Below are 19,919 nucleotides of genomic sequence, written 5' to 3' on the forward strand. Positions count from 1 at the left end.
GCAATTAGCGAGGGTTTTTAGGATATGGGAGTATGAGTGATTAGGTCTAGAATTTTCTCCCAGTTCCGGTCATCGGGTGCGATATCAAATCTAGATCCATGTCTTTTAGTTTCTTTAATGCCGAGACCGCCGACGAGGCATTTTACGGATGGATTAACCTCGCGGACTGTGTCTATATATTTCTCGACAAGTTCATGGTCTGTTTGACGGGAGGTAGAGATGGCAAGAATGCTGATATCCTTCTCCTTGACAAGTTCGGCAAGACCTTCAAGCGGGGTATCTGCCCCAATGTAGTACACAGGATAATGTTTTTCGCGCAGGAAAAGCGTAAAGAGAATCAAGCCAAGCTGATGCTGCTCTCCCTGTGGGCAGATGGCCATCACCCGCGGCAAGGAGGGAGATGTCTCAAACACACTGAAGAACCTGATGGAACGATGGAGAATGATGTTGCTGATCATATGCTCCTTTACGACATGGAGGTTTCCATTCTCCCATTCTGCTCCAACCTTATACATGAGCGGAACGATGATGGAGGAGAAGACGGTATGGTAATTGAATTGCGAGAAATACAGGTCCAGAAGGCGATTGCACTTATCGGCTTCCAGCTCGAGCACAGCTGCGTACAATTCATCGATTTGTTTCTTGAAGCGTTCGTTAGGCTCATCATCATTCGAATCTGGCAAGAGCTCCATCGTTGTCTCTTCAGCCTTCTTTGCCTTTAGCAGGTTGACAGCCTGGCTGATATTCAAGCCGTTCTCATGGATTTGTTTCTTGAGCCACTTCAAATCATTTAAGTTCTCTTCGGTGTACACCCTGTGCCCGGATTCCGTTCGTTCCGGGGTGATGGCTTGATAACGCGTTTCCCAAGAGCGGATGGTCACGGTCGGCATGTCTAATAATTTGGAAACAGCTTTAATATTGTACATCGTCGAACCCTCTTTTATAAAAGTTATAAAATAGTTATATATTAACAATATACCCAATTTGATAAAAAGACAAATATCTATTGTATAAAAAAATGCAAAAAAAGAGCATGCGAGAAGAACGCCCCTGCATGCTTACGATTTTTTGCGGGAAATATTCCAAACAGCCAGCGCAAAGAACAGCAGTGTAACCCCTAACAAGACAAGAATATGAGTGCTTGCTTGGAGGGTATGGTCTCCGAATGTCAGCACGACACCCAATTCTTCTTTAAAGGTTTCTCCGGCCTTTGCCGGCAAATCACCAAAGGCTGTCTGTAGCGGTGCGTCCATGAATACCTGCCGGAATAGAACGCCTGCATGGGTAACAGGGAATATCTTCACGACAAGCTGAACGGCATCAGGAAGATTCCCTATCGGGATATAGATTCCGGTAAGAAAGCCGATTAATGTGCCGATAACTGTGCTGCCTGTAGCAAAGGCGTTAATGCTTGTAAAGAAGCTGACAAGAAAGAAGACCATTGCGCTGGACGAAAGAACGGACAGCAGAATGAGTCCTAATACCTTCACAATGCTAAGCATGGGCAGCAGCTCCCCGCCATTGGCAACGATATAGATCTCGGCAAGGATGAAGGTAATCACGCACATGATGATTCCGACCATGAAGGAGCTAATAACATAGCCGCCCGCAATTTGATATCTCTTTAAAGGAGAGGCATAGAAATCCTTTGCGGTTCCTTTTGCCCGGTCTTCTACCATCGTACCAAATGCGCCCATTGTCGTCGTGACGGAGGTGACAGCGAGTAGTCCTCCCATAATCCAGCTGTCCATTAAGAAACGGGCATCCTTTATATCTTTCATATCACTTGCAATCGTATCCCCTAAGAAGAGGACGTATAGACCAATGATGATAAAGACGGCTAACAGGGAGAAGAAGACGGTGCTTTTATCCCGGAAGAACAATCTAAAGTTACGCTGGGCCAGGTTAAACATCAGCTCGTATCTCCTTTCCTGTAATGTTAATGAACACATCATCCATCGTACCGTGCTGCACCTCAAAGCGATTGATCAATGGCTCTGTAAGTTTAAGAATGGACAAGGCTTCCTTTGTACCAGAAAGCTTAATGGTAAGCAGCTCATTTTTTTCTGTATAAGAAATATCATGTTCATTAAGCAGACTAATCAGGCTTGAGCGGTCTGTCGGTTCAATTTTCAACGTATCAGAGCTATATGTATTACGCAGTTCAAATGGGGTGCCCTTTGCCACAATGCGTCCATTATCAATAATCATGATATAGTCGGCTGAAGCAGCCTCCTCCATATAATGGGTTGTCAGAAAGACAGTCAGCCCGCTTTCTTTTTGCAGACGTGCAATGGTTTCCCACACACTGCGCCTTGTCTGCGGGTCAAGCCCTGTCGTTGGCTCATCTAGAAAAAGAATCTTCGGTGTGTTGACAAGTGCGCGGGCAATATCTGCCCGGCGTCTTTGACCGCCGGATAATTTGCCGTACGGGCGGTCGATGAAATCCATGACATCAGCAGAAATGGCTGCTTTTTCTACGCGTTCCTTCAGCTCTTTCTTCGGAATTCTGTAAAATCTTGCTCGTGATAGTAAGTTCTCTCGGACGGTGAGAAGCGGGTCGAGCAGGCTCTCCTGGAAAACAACCCCGATTGACTCACGAATGTTCTGATCCTCTGTGCCCAGGCGGCAGCCGTTAATAACGGCCTCTCCTGAATCAGGCTTCAGAAGAGTGCAAATCATATCGATGGTCGTACTCTTGCCGGCTCCGTTCGGTCCAAGGAAAGCGAACAGTTTTCCGCTCTCTATATAAAAATCAATGCCCTTAACCGCCTGAAGGTCTCCAAAAGTTTTCGTGAGGCCTTGCACTTCTATAATTTTATCCATACAGACACCTCGATTCCTTTTAGAATAAAAGACTAGTAGTTGGAATTCTCCGAAAATACATATTTATAGTTAATTATATACCGAACAGGCCTTTCATAACTTCCCGAGAAAAAGAATTTAAAGAAAATGTCTTGGCTTAATTGGCAAAAATTAATTTTATGCGGGAATTAAAACAGATATGGACGAAATTTACAAATTAAGGTAAACTGAATGCAGAATCGAAATACAAATAAAGAGCGCACCAGTTTTTCTTGGGTCTCTGTTATATTGCGTTGTTGATATCGGCTGTATTTATGTACAAGGACAGCTCGAAAGCCTAAATGTAAGCTTTCGGTCTTTCTTGCTCGGTCAGGTCTTGAAAGAGGGTACTTACTCTTCATATCAATAACGGTATAACAGGACCCTTTTTTATTTCCAAAAGGGGGAGGAAGTAGCGTGAAAAGAAAAAAGGCGTCAGGTATTATTCTGTCTTTATCATTGGCAATGGGAGTCTTGGCTGGATGCGGAGGAGAGGAAGCAGGAGGAACAGGTGAGGGAACAATCAAAATAGGAGCCAATCTTGAGATGTCAGGAGGAGCTGCCTCCTATGGTCAGTCCATCATGGAAGGGATGGAGCTGGCGATTGAGGAAATCAATAAGGATGGCATTAATGGCAAAAAGCTTGAGATTGAGAAATATGACAATAAATCAGATGCTGCCGAAGCCACAACCGGTGCTTTGAAGCTTGTGACACAGGAAAAGGTAGATGTTATCGTCGGAGCGGCAACAAGCACGAATACGCTGGCACAGGTCGATATCGCCAATGATCAAAAGGTCCCCCTTATTACCCCGACCGGAACAAATGAAACGATTACGGTCAAGGATGGGAAAGTAAATGATTATGTGTTCCGGACATGCTTTATCGATCCTTTCCAAGGAACCGTTGCAGCAAACTTTGCCAAGGAGCAGTTTAAGGCCGAGACCGCTGCCGTTTATATTGATAGCTCCAGCGATTATTCGAAAGGGCTCGCCGCTGCATTTAAGGAGGCCTTTACAGCCGGCGGAGGAAAGATTGTTGCAGAGGAGGCCTTTGTTCAAAAGGATACAGATTTTCAATCGACTTTAACGCGTATCAAGAAGGCTAATCCTGATTTTGTGTTTGTTCCGGCTTTTTATGAAGAGGTTGGGTTGATTTTAAAGCAGGGGCGTGAAATTGGTCTTGATGTGCCATTCATGGGAGGAGACGGCTGGGATTCTCCAAAGCTGCTGGAAATAGCCGGTGAAAAATCACTAGAGAATACATTTATCACAAACCACTACTCTGCAGGAGACCCCGCTAAGAATATTCAAGAATTCGTCAGCGCCTTTAAAAAGAAATACAAGGATAAATCCCCAGATGCCTTTGCAGCCCTTGGTTATGATACGGCTTATTTTATCGCAGATGCGGTAAAAAGAGCGGGCGATGACCCTGCCCCTGAAAAGATTAAAGAAGCGCTTGCTGAAACAGATGGACTTGACCTTGTCTCTGGCAAACTGACCATTGATAAAAACCATAATCCAATTAAGGCTGCTGCCATCTTGAAATATGAAAATGGAAAGCAGGTCTTTGAAACCAATATTGAACCATAATAGACCGGTAGGGGACTGATTCATCAGTCTCCTGCTCTTAATTGTTATTCTAATAACCAGGGGGTCACATATGGAATTTATCCAGCAGCTTGTGAACGGAATATCGCTCGGAAGCATTTACGCACTGATCGCACTCGGCTATACAATGGTTTATGGAATTGTTAAATTGATTAATTTTGCCCATGGCGATGTTTTTATGGTAGGAGCCTTCATCGGATTCTATGCCATTACAATTCTTGAGCTTTCCTTCCTTCCGGCGCTTTTATTATCCATGACAGCATGCGCTATATTAGGCGTATTGATTGAACGGATTGCCTATAAGCCGCTTCGGAATGCGACCAGAATCGCAGCCCTGATAACGGCAATCGGTGTCTCTCTCTTTATTGAGTATGGAATGATCTACATTAGGGGCGCTCAGATTGAGGCGTATCCTAATGATGTATTGCCATCTTCCAATATTGATATTCTCGGAGTTACGGTTAAAAGCCAATCCATCCTTATCCTTGCCGTGGCAATCTGCCTAATGGTCTTGCTGCAAGTTATCGTTCACCGCACGAAGATTGGAAGAGCTATGCGGGCAGTATCCTTTGATGCAGATGCAGCCAAATTAATGGGCATCAGCGTTAATAATACAATATCGGCTACGTTTGCAATCGGATCAGCGTTAGCCGGAGCTGCGGGTGTAATCTTTGGTGTTTATTATACGAGAATTGAACCGTTAATGGGTATTCTTCCAGGGCTGAAGGCATTTGTCGCCGCAGTGTTTGGAGGCATTGGCATCATTCCGGGAGCAATGGTTGGAGGTCTGCTGCTCGGTATGATTGAAGCGCTTGTCAGTGCCGCAGGCTTCTCACTATGGAGAGATGCCGCAGCCTTTGTCGTGCTCATCCTGATTCTTCTATTCATGCCTCAAGGCTTGTTCGGCAAAAACAAGAAAGAAAAAGTATAGGAGATGGGGGCAATGGGGATTTTCAAAAGAATAAACGGCTTTTTTGGAACCATGATTCTTGCGCTTATATTCTTTCTGGTCATGCAATCAATCATCTCTGCCGGTATCATAGACAGCTTTTATACCAATATGGTTATTACGATAGGCATTAATATCATCGTAGCGGTCAGTCTTCATTTAATATTGGGCATAACCGGTCAGTTCTCTATTGGACAAGCAGGTTTCCTGGCTGTCGGGGCATTTATCTCAGCCATTATGACCATGAAAATGGGACTTCCGTTCCTAGCGTCCATCTTAATTGGCGGTCTGATGGCAGCAGCCGTTGGTATGCTGATTGGAATTCCAAGCCTTAGATTGAAGGGGGATTACCTCGCTATTGCGACGCTTGGATTTGGAGAGATTGTGCGCATTATTTTCTTGAATATGGATTATGTTGGAGGGGCCTCTGGTATGATGGTCACCCATAAAACGACCTGGGGATGGATTTTCCTCTGGATGATGATCACGATTCTTGTGGTGAGGAACTTTACTAATTCCACACATGGACGGGCCTGCATTTCAATCCGTGAGGATGAAACAGCCTCTGATGCAATGGGCATTAATACGACCTATTATAAAGTGGCAGCCTTTGTTATCGGTGCTTTCTTTACCGGGATTGCAGGTGCCTTGTATTCTCATAATTTTTATTTCATTCAGCCGGCGAATTTTAATTTCCTAAAGTCATTTGATATTTTGATTTTAGTTGTATTAGGGGGTCTCGGCAGCCTTTCAGGGACGGTTATTGCCGCAGTGCTGCTGACTCTTGTGACGACATTCCTGTCTGATTATCCTGAAACGAGGATGCTTCTATATAGCTTAGTACTGATTGTCATGATGATTTATCGTCCACAGGGACTGCTCGGTACGAAGGAAATTACAAGCTTATGGACGAGAAAGACAAAGGGGGGTCCAAAGGATGGAAACCAGCAAACCATTGCTTAGTGTCGAGCATTTATCAATTCAATTCGGCGGTCTTAAGGCGGTGAGTGATGTGTGTATGGAGCTTGGCCATGGTGACCTCTGCGGCTTAATCGGACCAAACGGGGCTGGAAAGACGACTCTCTTTAATTTATTAACAGGTGTCTATGTCCCGACAGAGGGGGCTGTCATCTTTGATGGACAAAGGCTGAACAAGCTTGCTCCCTACAGGATTACTCGGAAAGGGCTGTGCCGGACCTTCCAAAATATCCGCCTGTTTGGGGAATTATCCGTCATTGATAATGTTAAGGTGGCCTATCATTCACAGGCAAATCACTCGATGATAAGCTCTATTCTTAGGCTTCCCGGGCATTTTAAGGGTGAGCGGATCATAGAGGAGAAGGCTCTGGAATTATTAGAGATATTCAATCTGCACCCGTACAAGGATGAGAAAGCGAAGAACCTGCCGTATGGCATGCAGCGAAGACTTGAGATTGCGAGGGCGCTCGCCGGTAAGCCGAGATTACTCTTGCTTGATGAACCTGCTGCCGGCATGAATCCAAAAGAGACAGGGCAGCTGATGGAATTGATTGGAGAGATTAAGGAGCGTTTCCGTTTGACTGTTCTCTTGATTGAACATGATATGAAGCTCGTTATGGGAGTATGTGAACGTATTTATGTTCTGGACCATGGACAGTTGATTGCCCATGGGTCACCTGAAGAAATTCGGCAAAACCCGCTTGTCATAGAAGCCTATCTTGGCGAGGAGGTGAGCTGATGCTTCATGTTGATAATGTCACTGTTTATTATGGGAACATTCAAGCGATTAAAGGGGTGACATTGGATATTCAAGAAGGAGAAATTGTTACTCTTATTGGGGCGAACGGTGCCGGGAAGAGCACCTTGCTGAAGACGGTATCCGGTTTGTTAAAGCCGAAGGAGGGAGGTATCCTCTATGAAGGGAAATCAATTGGGGGGAATGCCGCTCAATCCATTGTAAAACAAGGAATATCCCATGTACCAGAGGGGAGACGTATATTCGCCAATATGACTGTGGAGGAAAACCTGAAGCTTGGTGCCTATCTTCGCAAAGATCGTGCAGGGGTTAAGGCGGATATGGAACAGGTGTATGAATTATTTCCCCGTCTACTGGAGCGAGTGAAGCAGCAGGCTGGGACCCTTTCCGGAGGTGAACAGCAAATGCTCGCCATGGGAAGAGCACTTATGGCGAAACCGAAGCTTTTGCTCCTTGATGAGCCTTCAATGGGACTGGCTCCTTTGCTCGTAAAGACAATTTTCCGTATCATCGAAGAGATAAAGGCTGCGGGAACTACAATTCTGCTGGTAGAACAAAATGCCCACCTGGCTTTGTCTATCGCAGACAGGGCATATGTTATGGAGACGGGACGGATCGTCCTTTCTGGAACAGCAAATGAGCTTAATGAAAGTGAAGAAGTGAAGCTGGCTTACTTGGGCGGTCACTAATCACTCTAAGGGTTTGTTTCTTACAGCTAGAAGAAAAATAGCTGCAGGGAACAAACCCTTTTTAATAAGTTTCTCTTATGCCAAACCTTTATAAATCAGTCATTTTCTTTAGGAGGCTTCATGCATATGCTTATGGGGGAGGCGATACAAAGATGGACTATGTCTATATTTATTTCATCGGATTGTTGGCTACAACTGTCGGTACATTGGCAGGAGGCGGAGGATTGATTAGTTTTCCCTCCATGCTTCTTTTGGGGGTGCCTGTCCACTCGGCAATTGGAGCAAATAAAGTGTCCAACACAGTGAGTTCGTTTACGAGCTTTTGGCATTTGTATAGAAAGGGGCAAGTGGATTGGAAGGAGTCCTTCTGGATTCTGCCGGTAAGTGCCTTAGGAGGTGTTGCGGGAGGGATGACGGCGACTTTTATGTCATCATCCATGCTGAACGTAGTGGCGAGTATTTTCTTGGTATTTGGTTACATTCTTTCATTTTTGGGTAAAGGAAATTTCATGGATCAGGGGGAAAAGCTCCACTTGAATAAATATAGTCTCTCCGGTCTTTTTGGGATAGGAATGTTCGATGGCATGTTTGGGCCAGGTCAAGGGACTTTGCTGTTTAACCTTTTTGGTTATCTTCATCTTTCCTACATGAAGGCGGTTGCGCTTGTTCGCCTTGCTACTGTGTCAAGCTGTTTGGGAGCCGCGGTGACATATATAGTTTCTGGTAATATCATATGGCCCATAACGCTCTGCTTGATGCTTGGTTCGATTACTGGTGCTCAAGCGGGGGTAAGAATAGCGGAGAAATTAAAGCCTCACTATGTTAAACCGATACTGCGTATTATGACACTTCTTCTGCTCATTCAGCTATGGTTTAATCAATTTGTCTCATAATTTCCAATTTTTAAAACTCAACTACCCTTCCCTATTGAAAATCGTTATATTAAAATAGTATATATATACTTCGAATTGTATTTTTACTTAATGTTTTTATCCATCGCAAGCATTAATTAAAGATATGACCGAAGTATGGAGCATCAGGGTTTCTGACAAAATAGAGGAGGATTTTCTATGGAAAACTCGGTTTATTCATTGCTGCCGCCATTAATCGCTATTTTGATGGTGGTTTTGACGAGAAAGATCCTGTTATCGCTTGGAGTCGGTATTCTTGCATCTGCTTTTATGCTGGCTGATTTCAAATTAGGAGAAACGGCTGTCATTGTTTGGGACGCAGTAAAGGGTATTTTCATATCTGAAGGAGCATGGAATGTATCCAATCTCTATATCATCCTATTCATTCTTTTACTAGGTATTATTACCATCTTTATTTCAGTCTGCGGCGGTAGCCGGGCCTTTGGAGAGTGGGCGATGAAAAGGGTGAAAACGAGAACAGGGGCACAGCTTGTGGCAGCGCTTCTAGGAATCTTTATCTTTATAGATGATTATTTCAATGCGCTTGCAGTTGGACAGGTCGCCCGCCCGATTACAGACCGGCAAAAGGTGTCCAGGGCTAAGCTTGCGTATATTATTGATTCTTCATCTGCACCGATTTGTGTCATCTCCCCAATATCCAGCTGGGGAGCGTATATTATTGCCCTTCTAGGCATTATTTTTGCCCAGCATCAATACACGGAGTATAGTGCTCTTACCGCATTCCTTCAAATGTCTGCTATGAATTTTTATGCGATTGCTGCGATTGCGATGGTGTTCATTGTAGCTTACCGCAATTGGAATATTGGTCCAATGAAAGCGCATGAGGACCGTGCGACCATAAGAGGTGAGGTATACGACCCGGCGAAATCTATTCCGGGAGAGTTAAAGGAAAAGCTGGAAACAAGCCAGAAAGGAACCGTTTATGATTTGCTCGTGCCAATCTTGACGCTGATTATCGGAACAGTCTCCGCCATGATGTGGACAGGCTTTACAGCAATCTCCGGTAAAGTAACGATATTGGCTGTTCTAGAGAATACGAATGTGACCCAATCACTTGTTATTGGGGGACTTTTAGGGTTAGCAGCTGCCCTTATTATGTTTGCTAAGCAGGTGTACTATCATAAAGGAATCAAGGGGAAAGTATTTGGAAAGAGCTTTGCACAAGGGATTATTACCATGCTCCCGGCTGTTTATATTCTCTTGTTTGCCTGGGCACTCGTTGATCTGATTGGCCGCCTCCAAGTAGGAGATTACTTGGCAGGTCTCGTTCAGCAATCTAATCTTAATATTTTATATCTGCCACTTGTGATGTTCCTTGTTGCTGGGGTTATGACTTTTGCGACGGGAACCTCATGGGGGTCATTTGGAATCCTGCTTCCTATTGCCGGGGAAATCGCGGCAGCAACCGACCCGGAGATGATGCTGCCAGCCATGGCGGCCGTTCTCGCTGGGGCTGTCTTTGGGGATCATTGCTCCCCAATCTCTGATACGACGATTCTATCATCAACAGGTGCTGGCTCTAATCATTTAGATCATGTAATGACCCAGCTGCCATATGCCCTGATTTGTGCAGGTGTGGCATTGGTTGGTTATCTCATTTTAGGATTGACAGAGAATTTATGGATCTCTCTGCTAATCGTATTAGGTTTGATTGGCTCTCTCGTCATCTTAATTAAGCCAAAGACTGAGACCGAACCGAAAAGTGAAACTAGTGTTGTTGATTCATAAATAAAAAGGGGGAAGGGAAAACCATGTGTTTTCCTTCTCCTTTTTCGTTTAAATCGGTTTATTGAAGATGATGTATGGGTACATAATATTATCTTAATATAATATTTATTCAACCAGAATAAGGAAGGTGAAATACGGTGAGAAGCAGTATACCATTTCGTTCATTAGTATCAATCATTATGGTAAATGAATTCGCAGAGAATTATATCAAGAAGACAATTGAGTCTGTTAGACAACAAACATATGAGAATTGGGAGCTTATTATTGTCGAAAATTTATCAAAGGATGATAGCTCCTCGGAAATTAAGGAAATAATGATGGAGGATTCACGAATTAAGCTTGTAACTCTGCAAGAGCCAATTAGTCATGCAGAAGCTTGTAATTTTGGTATTACGATGGCGAGAGGCCGTTATTTAGCCTTTATCAATAATGATGATATTTGGCCGCATCATAAGCTTGAGAAACAATTGGAATTCATGGAGGCACATAATATTGGGTTTAGCTGTACAGATTACCAAATCATTGATGAGAGCAATAAAGCCTATGAGCCAATCATTGTTATGCCTGAACAAACTACTTATTCCAGTTTCCTCCACAACGTGAACCTTATTGCTGGTTCGACTGTTATGATTGACCGATACATAATAGGAAAGATACAGCTTACAAGCAACGAAAATATTCCTGAAGAGAGTGCGCTTTGGCTCTCAATATTCAAACGAGGGTTTAAGGCATATGCAATCAAGGAAGTTCTGCTCTTTAAGCGCAGGCATAATCACTCATTAGATGAGGACGAGTACAAAAAAGCGTCTAAAGTCTGGTCACTCTATCGTCATGTCGAAAAATTGAATATTTTTGAGTCGGCTTATTGCTTTATGAATAATGCGAAGAGCGAAGCGAAATATCGAAATCTAAAAAATTGATAAATGATAAGAGCGCCGGATTTACTCAACGGCGCTTTTGTTTTTATAATCTCATGATTTTTTGGCATTTTTCGACTTTGAGCAAAAAGGTTGTCAAGCTGTGTACCTTCTGTTAATATAATGTCTATCGTGCTTGCGGGTGTAGTTTAGTGGTAAAACCTCAGCCTTCCAAGCTGATGATGAGGGTTCGATTCCCTTCACCCGCTTTAACAACGCAGTGTTTCGTAACGAAGAGTACGAAGCATTGCGTTTTTTATATGTCTATTTTTTGATTTTCATGACTTACTAGATAGATGGAGGAGTCCCCTCCGTGAACTTGAATGAACATTTTTGAGATGGCTTCAAGCATTTTCCCGGCCTGTTCGATGGAGTGATCATGGTGGAAATAGACGACTTGAAGTGCGTCCTTCGTATCGTCCTGAATACTTGTCCTGACAGAGTCCACGTATGGGCTGCCAAATACTCCTTCCTCATCAAATGTTCCAATTATCCCATTCAATGTATTCGTACGGCCGTTCAGTCCTTCATACCTGTCAGTCTCACTGCCTATTTTAATGTGCACATCACCTTTGATAGCCTTGACGTCATAAATGCCAAGCGGAATCTCGTATTGAAGGGAGAAGAAGTTATTTAGAGCAATGCTTGAGTTTCCGGTTGGAGCAGAGGGCTCTTTTTTTATTCTTCTATATAATGCCTCTGCGGATGGACGGTATTTTGAAGGATCAGCTCCTGTTTTCTTAAAGATCTTACGCCACGCTGTAATTCCGGGGTAATCGGCCCATTCTTTCATTTGTAGCTCGGTATGCAGCTGTTCTATATATAGCTGAAGGCGGCCAACAAGCATGGAAGGTATATTTCCTGCCTCCATTCCCTCATAATGAATAATACCGAACTTAACATCACCAGCTTGTGCGAAGAGCTGTTCGTCTGCTTTTATGTGGATCATGCAGACACCTCCCACTTTTTTGAAAATAGTATACCATACAATGAGATAAGATCCGAAGAAAGGAGAAGGGGCATAAGAATGTATGATTATCAGTTAAAGCAAGAGATTATTGAATACAGCAAGACGATTGGCATTGATAGAATCGGTTTTACTTCAAGCGACCCCTTTCTCGAATTGAAGGATCGCCTTATTGAGCAGCAAAAGAGAAAGTATGCATCCGGCTTTGAGGAACCGGATTTAGAGAAACGAACAGACCCGAAACGGCTCATGCCAGAGGCAAGGTCCATCATAGCGATTGCCATTGCCTATCCAACTCGTCTGCATGATGCACCGAGAAGTAAGAAGGGGGAACGAAGAGGAATCTTCAGCCGCTCCTCCTGGGGACTTGATTATCACCATGTTGTAAAGGATCGGCTAAGCAAGCTTGAAGCCTTTATTCAGGAAAGAGTTCCTGATGCCCGGCTAAAATCAATGGTGGATACGGGCGAATTGGCCGACCGCGCTGTTGCAGAACGGGCGGGTATAGGCTGGAGCGGAAAAAATTGTTCGATATTAAACCAAGAATACGGTTCCTATATGTATCTAGGGGAAATGATTACGAACATCCCGTTTCCGCCGGATACACCGATGGAGGATTTATGCGGAACTTGTACCAAATGCCTTGATGCCTGTCCAACAGGTGCGCTTGTTGCTGGCGGACAAATCAATGCCAAAAGCTGCATCTCCTTCCTGACACAGACAAAGGAAATGATACCAGACGAATTTAGAGAAAAAGTCGGCAATCGATTGTATGGCTGTGACTCCTGCCAGACATCCTGTCCATACAATAAGCGCATTGACTATCATCTTCATGAGGAATTGGAGGCTGACCCGCAGATAGTTAAACCTGAATTGCTGTCTCTCTTGAACTTGAGCAACCGTTCCTTCAAGGAGCAATATGGCAGCCTGTCAGGTTCCTGGAGAGGAAAGATGCCCATCCAGCGTAATGCTATTCTGGCCCTAGCTCATTTCAAGGACCATGAGAATATTCCGCCTCTTGCTGATTTGCTTAGAAAGGATCCGCGCCCTGTCATAAGGGGAACGGCTGCTTGGGCAATCGGGAAAATCGGCGGAGAGGAGGCAGAGCGGGTTTTAAGAGAATGTTTAGCAGTGGAGAAAGAAGAGCTCGTCTGCGAGGAAATTGATCAGGCAATCGCCAAACTTGAAAAGCTGGGGGAATGACCCCGGCTTTTTTTCATATTTTTATAAAGGAGGGGAGGATGGAGACATGAAGGAAAAGCTTGAAACATTGCTGAAGGAACGGATTGCCTTGCTCGCAGGTGAACGGAAACGCTCCAGAACAGCCCAGGATGAACGGCTGTTAAAGAAGAAAATGAGCCTGAAGCAGCGCGGGGGACATTTGGTGAAAGTAATGGGGAAAGGAACCGTGGAGAATATGACGGAGCGGGAGGCTCTGTATACGATTCATTGGTCATTTGCCATTAAGCATGGAGACCAGTTTTATATAGAAGAAGAAGTGGAGCGGAGAAGGGCAGAATTCTCTTCAGGCGAGCTTATCGGGGATGAGGAGCTAAGGGTGCCGGCAGAGGCTGGAGATAGCGATTGGTCCGTTCTCGATCTTCAGCATAGAGCTGGGTGGCCTGATTTCCGTTATGACAGGCTGAAGGCTGTCCAATATGCCGAACGTTGGTGGAATGCATTTAATCCATCCTATCCTGAATTCACAGATGATTGTACGAATTTTATTTCTCAATGCCTTCGCGCCGGGGGAGTCCCGATGTGGGGCCAGCCGGTGCGGACGAGGGGCTGGTGGATGGAAGGAACGAGCAATTGGAGCTATAGCTGGACGGTCGCCCATGCTTTTATGCTGATGCTTAAAGGGGCAAAGTGGACAATCGAGGTCAGCAGTCCTGCAGAGCTTTCGATAGGAGATATCATTTGCTACGATTTTGAGGGAGACGGACGCTTTAATCATAATACAATCATCACAGGTATGGACGGCTATGGAAACCCTCTTGTCAATGCCCATACGACCAACAGCCGCATGCGGTTTTGGGATTATGAGGACTCAACAGCCTATACACCGGATATTCAGTATAAATTTTTTCATATTATCACTCGCTAGACATTCGATTTAGGGATATGGCATAAAAGTGGTATAATAAAGGCTGTTATTCTAACAAGAGGTGAATAAAGTGTCTTTACATATTGTTTTATACCAGCCGCTTATCCCGGCAAATACCGGTAATATTGCCCGCACATGCGCGGCGACTGATACAACCCTTCATTTGATCCGCCCGCTTGGCTTCTCAACAGATGATAAAATGCTCAAACGGGCCGGCCTTGATTATTGGGAGCATGTAACGATCATTTATTACGATTCCATTGAAGAATTCTTCGAGAAAAACGAAGGGGGAGAATTCTTCTATATTACAAAGTTTGCGAAGCACTATCATAGTGATGTATCGTATGCAGATGCCGAGAAGGATTACTTCTTCATTTTCGGAAGAGAGACTACCGGCCTGCCAAAGCACCTTCTAGAGGAGCACCCGGAACGAGGCTTGCGTCTGCCGATGAATGATACGCATGTCCGCTCCCTTAACCTATCAAATACAGCTGCGATCGTTATCTATGAAGCGCTGAGACAACAGAATTACGGTCATTTAGCGTGATGGAAATAAGCGAAGAGAGACTCTCTTCGCTTATTATTTTGGCTATGATAATGATGAGTGTTGATAGTGGAATACTTTTGATTCAAAATAATGACGTACATCATTCAAGGTTTTTCTACATCCCATAAGGTTCATCATTATATCCTGAACTCTTCTATTTGGTATAGTAAAAGAGAGTATAGATGGGGAGATGAAAAAGGATGAATGAGACTATTGAGTTATTGTTAAACCATCGTTCCATTAGGAAATTTGAGGATAAGGCACTATCAAAGGAGCAGATTGAGCAGATTGTCCGGGCGGCGCAGTCGGCTTCGACTTCAAGCTTCGTGCAGGCGTATTCGATTATTGGCATTTCTGATCCGGAAAAGAAGCGAGAACTGGCGGCTTTTGCGGGGAACCAATCCTATGTAGAGCATAATGGATATTTCTATGTTTTTTGTGCAGATTTGAATAGACATGAAAGGGCTGCTGATATGGCAGGTGTAGACCTTGGAGGCAGTCTTGATTTCATGGAGAAATTCATGGTGGCAGTCATTGACGCAGCCCTCGCAGCACAAAATGCAGCGATTGCGGCAGAATCGATGGGGCTTGGGATTTGTTACATAGGCGGAATTAGAAATGAAATTCAAAAGGTGTCAGATTTGCTCAAGCTTCCTGATAGAGTCATTCCTTTATTCGGCATGGCGGTCGGTTATCCGGATCAGGATACAGCCATTAAGCCTCGTCTGCCATTTGAAGCGGTCTTCCATGAAAATGAATACGAGGATAAGAAAGAACAGCTGAAAGAATACGATGAAACAATTTCCGCTTACTATAATATGAGAACTGGGGGTAAACGGAAGGACCGCTGGAGCGAGCAGGTAGCTGCGATGCTGACTGGCAAACAGCGCGAACATATGAAGGAGTTTGTGAATCGAAAAGGCTATGCAAATAAATAGAAAAAAGCGATTCGCTGATGGCCGATAGGGCTTGCAGGCGAATCGCTTTTTTATTTACAAAATAAAGGGTTATCTCGGCTTATCATTGTATCCAGCTGAAAAAATAGCCGTCAAGAACGTGAGGGATACTAAAAGAATAATAGCAACTGTCACTGCGCCTTCCTCCTTATTTTGGTCACTTTAGAAAAGTATACCATACCGAAGTATTTTTTTCCTTGTCCAAGAATATATTGGTGATAAGCATGGGGATTTCAACATCATGAGCTATCATCCATATCATACATGTTTGCCCGTTTACAAGCATATGTATCAATAGCAGCTGAATCATGGCTAGGGGAGGAACTATACTGAATGGATATCTTAAAAAAAATAGAACAATTCAGAGATGAAGAGGAAAAACTGAGATGGGAAGGAACATTCGGAGATTATCTGCAGTTATTGAAGGAGAAGCCCTGGGTAGCCCAATCAGCTCACTCAAGAGTGTATAACATGATCAAGGATGCGGGCGTGGAAGTGGTAAATGGCAAGAAGAAATACAGCTTCTTCAAGGGAGAGCTATTTGGTCTTGAGGAGCCGCTTGAACGACTCGTAGAGGAATATTTTCACCCAGCTGCTAAACGATTGGATGTCAGAAAGCGAATCTTGTTATTGATGGGACCTGTCAGCGGCGGTAAATCGACTTTAGTGACTTTATTGAAGAGAGGGCTGGAGAAATACTCACGCACAGAAAGGGGAGCGATTTATGCCATTAAGGGCTGCCCTATGCATGAGGATCCGCTCCATCTAATTCCAACGCATTTACGCAATGATTTCTTTGATGAGTATGGTATCCGTGTTGAAGGAAATCTGTCGCCGCTCAATATGATGAGGCTGGAGAAAGATTATCATAATCGGATTGAGGATATGCCAGTGGAGCGCATCTTCCTGTCAGAGGATAAACGGGTGGGTGTCGGTACCTTTAGTCCATCCGATCCAAAATCGCAGGATATCGCAGATTTAACAGGAAGTATTGATTTCTCGACGATTGCGACCTATGGTTCTGAGTCAGACCCGCGTGCCTACCGGTTCGACGGAGAATTGAATAAGGCCAACCGAGGGATGATGGAATTTCAAGAAATGCTGAAATGCGATGAGAAATTTTTATGGCATCTGCTCTCTCTCACGCAGGAGGGGAATTTCAAGGCTGGTAGATTTGCCCTTATTTCTGCTGATGAGCTCATCGTTGCGCATACGAATGAAACGGAGTACCGTTCCTTTATAGCCAATAAGAAGAATGAGGCCCTGCACTCACGGATTATCGTCATGCCTGTCCCATATAATCTAAAGGTATCTGAGGAAGAGAAGATTTATGAGAAAATGATTCAAGACAGTGATGTGGCTGGTGTGCATATTGCCCCTCACACCTTGCGTGTAGCTGCGATGTTCACAACATTAACCAGATTGAAGGACCCGAAAAAAGGTGATATTGATTTGGTGAAGAAAATGCGTCTGTATGATGGAGAGAATGTAGAAGGATTCAACACAGCTGATGTAGAAGAGCTGAAGAAGGAGTATCCGGATGAGGGAATGGGCGGTATTGACCCGCGTTATGTTATTAACCGAATCTCATCGACCATTATCCGGAAAGAAACGCCGTCCATTAATGCTCTTGATGTACTGCGCTCGCTAAAGGAAGGGTTGGATCAGCATGCATCCATTACAACCGAACTAAAGGAGCGTTACATGAATTATATTTCACTTGCCCGGAAGGAATATGATGATATTGCCAAAAAAGAGGTTCAAAAGGCATTCGTGTATTCCTATGAGGAGTCAGCTAAGACCCTTATGAATAATTACCTCGATAATGTTGAGGCATTCTGCAACAAATCGAAGCTTCGTGATGTTCTGACCGGTGAGGAAATTAATCCTGATGAGAAATTAATGAGATCGATTGAAGAGCAAATCGGTATTTCAGAGAATGCGAAGAAGGCATTCAGAGAAGAAATCCTTATCCGAATCTCTGCCTATGCCCGTAAAGGAAAACGGTTTGACTATAACTCTCATGACCGCCTGAGGGAAGCCATCCAGAAGAAGCTGTTTGCTGATTTGAAGGATGTTGTGAAGATTACCACCTCCTCTAAGACCCCGGATGAAACACAATTGAAGAAAATAAATGAGGTCGTTGCCCGCCTCATTGATGAGCATGGCTATAACTCGACTTCCGCCAATGAATTGCTGCGTTATGTAGGCAGCCTTTTAAATCGTTAATTATTCATATGATTCCCCTTATAATAGGGTTCTCTGCTTTTGCCGCCTTCTATCCCCCCCTGAGTTTGGTTTTCCTGAAAAAGGGAAATGGGGGACTAGAGGTGATGAAAAATGAAGAAAACAGAAAAGGCCGAAACCATTGCTGAGAGTAGAGTGGAAAATGGGCAAATGGCTCCGGATTTAAAGGAAATGAAAAATCTAGGAAAGCAAATGGAGAATTTGCGGACCAATGAAGAGCTGGCCAATGATTATGGTAAGTCACCAGACCCAGTCCAGCATGAGGACGAAGAAGTGAATGATAAGTAGGCAATACACATGAAGCAGGCGGAGAAAACGATGAAGGTTTCTCTGCCTGTTTTCGTTTATGAAGAATCGGCTGTATCATTAAAGATCTTTGTCTTATTTATTGAATATTTTGGCAATAAATCATGTTTTCCGCATAGGATAGAGTAATCTATCAATAATGGGTTAACCTTTATTTCTCATGAGGGATATACAGGAGGGGATAAGAGATGTCCGACAACAGCAGCCATCAGTTTGCCATTTCAAAGGAAGATTGGGCCCTCCATCGAAAAGGATTTGACGATCAGCAAAGACACCAGGAGAAAGTGCAAGAGGCAATCAAGAACAATCTGCCCGATTTGATAACAGAGGAAAGTATCATTATGTCCAATGGAAGAGATGTCGTGAAAATACCAATCCGTTCTCTCGATGAATATAAGATTCGTTACAATTACGATAAGAATAAGCATGTTGGCCAGGGTGACGGTGATTCGCAGGTGGGGGATGTTGTCGCCAGAGACGGCGCTGGCCAGAAGGCACCAGGTAAAGGCGGGGAAGCCGGCGATCAGGCTGGAGAGGATTATGTGGAGTCAGAGGTATCCTTGCTCGAGATTCAAGAGGCACTCTTCTCAGAGCTTGAGCTGCCCAATCTGAAGCAGAAGGATCAAGGAGATCATGTCACAGAGCATTATGAGTTCAATGATATTCGGAAAACTGGCTTAATGGGAAATGTCGATAAGAAACGGACGATGATCAGTGCATTTAAACGTAACGCCTTAAGTGGTACGCCTGGATTTGTGCCAATCTTTCAGGAGGATCTGAAATTCAAGTCATGGAATACCATTGAGAAGCCGGAGTCAAAGGCTGTTGTTCTTGCCATGATGGATACGTCAGGCAGTATGGGTCTATGGGAAAAGTATATGGCCAGAAGCTTCTTTTTCTGGATGACGCGCTTTTTGAGGACGAAATATGAAACGGTTGATATTGAATTCATAGCCCATCATACTGAGGCGAAGGTTGTCGAAGAGGAGGACTTCTTCTCGAAGGGGGAGAGCGGAGGCACGATTTGTTCATCCGCCTACAGAAAGGCACTCGAAATCATTGAGGAGAAATATCCAATAGAGCGTTATAATATCTACCCATTTCACTTCTCGGATGGAGATAATCTAACCTCAGACAACCCGCGCTGCATCAAGCTGGTTGGTGAATTGATGAAGGTCTCTAATATGTTCGGGTATGGGGAGGTTAATCAATATAACCGAAACTCTACACTCATGTCTGCCTACAAGAATATAAAGGATGAGAAATTCCAATATTATATTTTGAAGCAGAAAGCAGATGTATTTCATGCGATGCGAAGCTTTTTCAAGAAAGAACCAGAAGGAGCGGCTGGACGCTAGGTTATTACTCAACAAAAAAAGGCAGGCGG

At 44.1% G+C, this 19,919-nt stretch carries 19 protein-coding genes and 1 tRNA gene; 16 read left to right on the plus strand and 4 right to left on the minus strand.

Annotated elements, in window-relative coordinates; translation table 11 throughout:
* Positions 1–17 precede the first annotated feature (17 nt).
* The 3 genes from ACI35L_RS02090 to ACI35L_RS02100 all read right to left on the minus strand — a co-directional run bounded on the left by ACI35L_RS02090 (position 18) and on the right by ACI35L_RS02100 (position 2,826).
* The gene (locus ACI35L_RS02090; protein WP_049672044.1) at positions 18–926 is read right to left on the minus strand and encodes a MerR family transcriptional regulator; all 909 of its coding nucleotides are present in this window, start codon (positions 924–926) and stop codon (positions 18–20) included.
* 132 nt (positions 927–1,058) lie between these two features.
* Entirely contained in the window at positions 1,059–1,913 is an 855-nt protein-coding gene (locus ACI35L_RS02095; protein WP_049672043.1) for an ABC transporter permease, read from the minus strand.
* Entirely contained in the window at positions 1,906–2,826 is a 921-nt protein-coding gene (locus tag ACI35L_RS02100) for an ABC transporter ATP-binding protein (RefSeq protein WP_049672042.1), read from the minus strand. The genes ACI35L_RS02095 and ACI35L_RS02100 overlap by 8 nt, the downstream gene beginning before the upstream one ends.
* Before the next feature lie 435 nt (positions 2,827–3,261).
* Between ACI35L_RS02100 and ACI35L_RS02105 the strand changes: the two genes are divergently transcribed.
* The 9 genes from ACI35L_RS02105 (at position 3,262) to ACI35L_RS02145 (ending at position 11,611) form a co-directional block, all read left to right on the plus strand.
* A complete protein-coding gene (locus ACI35L_RS02105) occupies positions 3,262–4,434 on the plus strand; it encodes an ABC transporter substrate-binding protein (RefSeq protein WP_049672041.1) in 1,173 nt (390 codons plus the stop codon).
* A gap of 70 nt (positions 4,435–4,504) precedes the next feature.
* A complete protein-coding gene (locus tag ACI35L_RS02110; protein WP_049672040.1) occupies positions 4,505–5,383 on the plus strand; it encodes a branched-chain amino acid ABC transporter permease in 879 nt (292 codons plus the stop codon).
* Positions 5,384–5,395: 12 nt separating this feature from the next.
* Positions 5,396–6,364 (plus strand): branched-chain amino acid ABC transporter permease, encoded by a 969-nt coding sequence (locus ACI35L_RS02115; RefSeq protein WP_049672039.1) that lies wholly within the window; start codon positions 5,396–5,398, stop codon positions 6,362–6,364.
* Positions 6,339–7,118, plus strand: a complete 780-nt coding sequence (locus ACI35L_RS02120) for an ABC transporter ATP-binding protein (RefSeq protein WP_049672038.1) — start codon at positions 6,339–6,341, stop codon at positions 7,116–7,118. The genes ACI35L_RS02115 and ACI35L_RS02120 overlap by 26 nt, the downstream gene beginning before the upstream one ends.
* Positions 7,118–7,825 carry an ABC transporter ATP-binding protein gene (locus tag ACI35L_RS02125; protein ID WP_049672037.1) on the plus strand — a complete coding sequence of 236 codons (708 nt, stop codon included), beginning with the start codon at positions 7,118–7,120 and terminating at the stop codon, positions 7,823–7,825. The genes ACI35L_RS02120 and ACI35L_RS02125 overlap by 1 nt, the downstream gene beginning before the upstream one ends.
* A gap of 152 nt (positions 7,826–7,977) precedes the next feature.
* On the plus strand, positions 7,978–8,718 hold the full coding sequence (locus ACI35L_RS02130; protein ID WP_049672036.1) for a sulfite exporter TauE/SafE family protein: 741 nt from the start codon (positions 7,978–7,980) through the stop codon (positions 8,716–8,718).
* Positions 8,719–8,895: 177 nt separating this feature from the next.
* Positions 8,896–10,485, plus strand: coding sequence for a Na+/H+ antiporter NhaC family protein (locus ACI35L_RS02135; protein ID WP_049672035.1), 1,590 nt, complete (start codon positions 8,896–8,898; stop codon positions 10,483–10,485).
* A 137-nt stretch (positions 10,486–10,622) separates the two neighbouring features.
* The gene (locus ACI35L_RS02140; protein WP_049672033.1) at positions 10,623–11,405 is read left to right on the plus strand and encodes a glycosyltransferase family 2 protein; all 783 of its coding nucleotides are present in this window, start codon (positions 10,623–10,625) and stop codon (positions 11,403–11,405) included.
* Between the two features lie 135 nt (positions 11,406–11,540).
* A tRNA-Gly gene (locus ACI35L_RS02145) sits at positions 11,541–11,611 on the plus strand.
* Between the two features lie 47 nt (positions 11,612–11,658).
* Here ACI35L_RS02145 and ACI35L_RS02150 read toward each other — a convergent pair.
* A complete protein-coding gene (locus ACI35L_RS02150; protein ID WP_439802146.1) occupies positions 11,659–12,351 on the minus strand; it encodes a B3/B4 domain-containing protein in 693 nt (230 codons plus the stop codon).
* 78 nt (positions 12,352–12,429) lie between these two features.
* Here ACI35L_RS02150 and queG point away from each other — a divergent pair, with 78 nt between their 5' ends.
* The 7 genes from queG (at position 12,430) to yhbH (ending at position 19,890) form a co-directional block, all read left to right on the plus strand.
* Positions 12,430–13,572: a tRNA epoxyqueuosine(34) reductase QueG gene (gene queG, locus ACI35L_RS02155; protein ID WP_439802147.1), complete on the plus strand. Its 1,143-nt coding sequence runs from the start codon at positions 12,430–12,432 to the stop codon at positions 13,570–13,572.
* Positions 13,573–13,618: 46 nt separating this feature from the next.
* Complete coding sequence (locus ACI35L_RS02160) at positions 13,619–14,476, plus strand: amidase domain-containing protein (protein WP_049672030.1); 858 nt, start codon at positions 13,619–13,621, stop codon at positions 14,474–14,476.
* A gap of 70 nt (positions 14,477–14,546) precedes the next feature.
* Positions 14,547–15,023 (plus strand): tRNA (uridine(34)/cytosine(34)/5-carboxymethylaminomethyluridine(34)-2'-O)-methyltransferase TrmL, encoded by a 477-nt coding sequence (gene trmL / locus ACI35L_RS02165; protein WP_049672029.1) that lies wholly within the window; start codon positions 14,547–14,549, stop codon positions 15,021–15,023.
* 200 nt (positions 15,024–15,223) lie between these two features.
* Positions 15,224–15,961, plus strand: a complete 738-nt coding sequence (nfsA, locus tag ACI35L_RS02170) for an oxygen-insensitive NADPH nitroreductase (protein ID WP_049672028.1) — start codon at positions 15,224–15,226, stop codon at positions 15,959–15,961.
* A gap of 351 nt (positions 15,962–16,312) precedes the next feature.
* Positions 16,313–18,208 (plus strand): PrkA family serine protein kinase, encoded by a 1,896-nt coding sequence (locus tag ACI35L_RS02175; RefSeq protein WP_049672027.1) that lies wholly within the window; start codon positions 16,313–16,315, stop codon positions 18,206–18,208.
* Positions 18,209–18,319: 111 nt separating this feature from the next.
* Positions 18,320–18,514 carry a hypothetical protein gene (locus tag ACI35L_RS02180; protein WP_049672026.1) on the plus strand — a complete coding sequence of 65 codons (195 nt, stop codon included), beginning with the start codon at positions 18,320–18,322 and terminating at the stop codon, positions 18,512–18,514.
* Between the two features lie 206 nt (positions 18,515–18,720).
* Positions 18,721–19,890, plus strand: a complete 1,170-nt coding sequence (gene yhbH / locus ACI35L_RS02185; RefSeq protein ID WP_049672025.1) for a sporulation protein YhbH — start codon at positions 18,721–18,723, stop codon at positions 19,888–19,890.
* Positions 19,891–19,919 lie beyond the last annotated feature (29 nt).

The sequence above is a fragment of the Pradoshia sp. genome (assembly GCF_051873915.1).
GTDB lineage: Bacteria > Bacillota > Bacilli > Bacillales > Pradoshiaceae > Pradoshia.

What these genes read in the sequence shown, in the direction of transcription:
- ACI35L_RS02090 (WP_049672044.1), bottom strand. Translation starts at nt 926, where the DNA reads ATGTACAATATTAAAGCTGTTTCCAAATTATTAGACATGCCGACCGTG.
- ACI35L_RS02095 (WP_049672043.1), bottom strand. Translation starts at nt 1,913, where the DNA reads ATGTTTAACCTGGCCCAGCGTAACTTTAGATTGTTCTTCCGGGATAAA.
- ACI35L_RS02100 (WP_049672042.1), bottom strand. Translation starts at nt 2,826, where the DNA reads ATGGATAAAATTATAGAAGTGCAAGGCCTCACGAAAACTTTTGGAGAC.
- ACI35L_RS02110 (WP_049672040.1), top strand. Translation starts at nt 4,505, where the DNA reads ATGGAATTTATCCAGCAGCTTGTGAACGGAATATCGCTCGGAAGCATT.
- ACI35L_RS02115 (WP_049672039.1), top strand. Translation starts at nt 5,396, where the DNA reads ATGGGGATTTTCAAAAGAATAAACGGCTTTTTTGGAACCATGATTCTT.
- ACI35L_RS02120 (WP_049672038.1), top strand. Translation starts at nt 6,339, where the DNA reads ATGGAAACCAGCAAACCATTGCTTAGTGTCGAGCATTTATCAATTCAA.
- ACI35L_RS02125 (WP_049672037.1), top strand. Translation starts at nt 7,118, where the DNA reads ATGCTTCATGTTGATAATGTCACTGTTTATTATGGGAACATTCAAGCG.
- ACI35L_RS02130 (WP_049672036.1), top strand. Translation starts at nt 7,978, where the DNA reads ATGGACTATGTCTATATTTATTTCATCGGATTGTTGGCTACAACTGTC.
- ACI35L_RS02135 (WP_049672035.1), top strand. Translation starts at nt 8,896, where the DNA reads ATGGAAAACTCGGTTTATTCATTGCTGCCGCCATTAATCGCTATTTTG.
- ACI35L_RS02150 (WP_439802146.1), bottom strand. Translation starts at nt 12,351, where the DNA reads ATGATCCACATAAAAGCAGACGAACAGCTCTTCGCACAAGCTGGTGAT.
- queG (WP_439802147.1), top strand. Translation starts at nt 12,430, where the DNA reads ATGTATGATTATCAGTTAAAGCAAGAGATTATTGAATACAGCAAGACG.
- ACI35L_RS02160 (WP_049672030.1), top strand. Translation starts at nt 13,619, where the DNA reads ATGAAGGAAAAGCTTGAAACATTGCTGAAGGAACGGATTGCCTTGCTC.
- nfsA (WP_049672028.1), top strand. Translation starts at nt 15,224, where the DNA reads ATGAATGAGACTATTGAGTTATTGTTAAACCATCGTTCCATTAGGAAA.
- ACI35L_RS02175 (WP_049672027.1), top strand. Translation starts at nt 16,313, where the DNA reads ATGGATATCTTAAAAAAAATAGAACAATTCAGAGATGAAGAGGAAAAA.
- ACI35L_RS02180 (WP_049672026.1), top strand. Translation starts at nt 18,320, where the DNA reads ATGAAGAAAACAGAAAAGGCCGAAACCATTGCTGAGAGTAGAGTGGAA.
- yhbH (WP_049672025.1), top strand. Translation starts at nt 18,721, where the DNA reads ATGTCCGACAACAGCAGCCATCAGTTTGCCATTTCAAAGGAAGATTGG.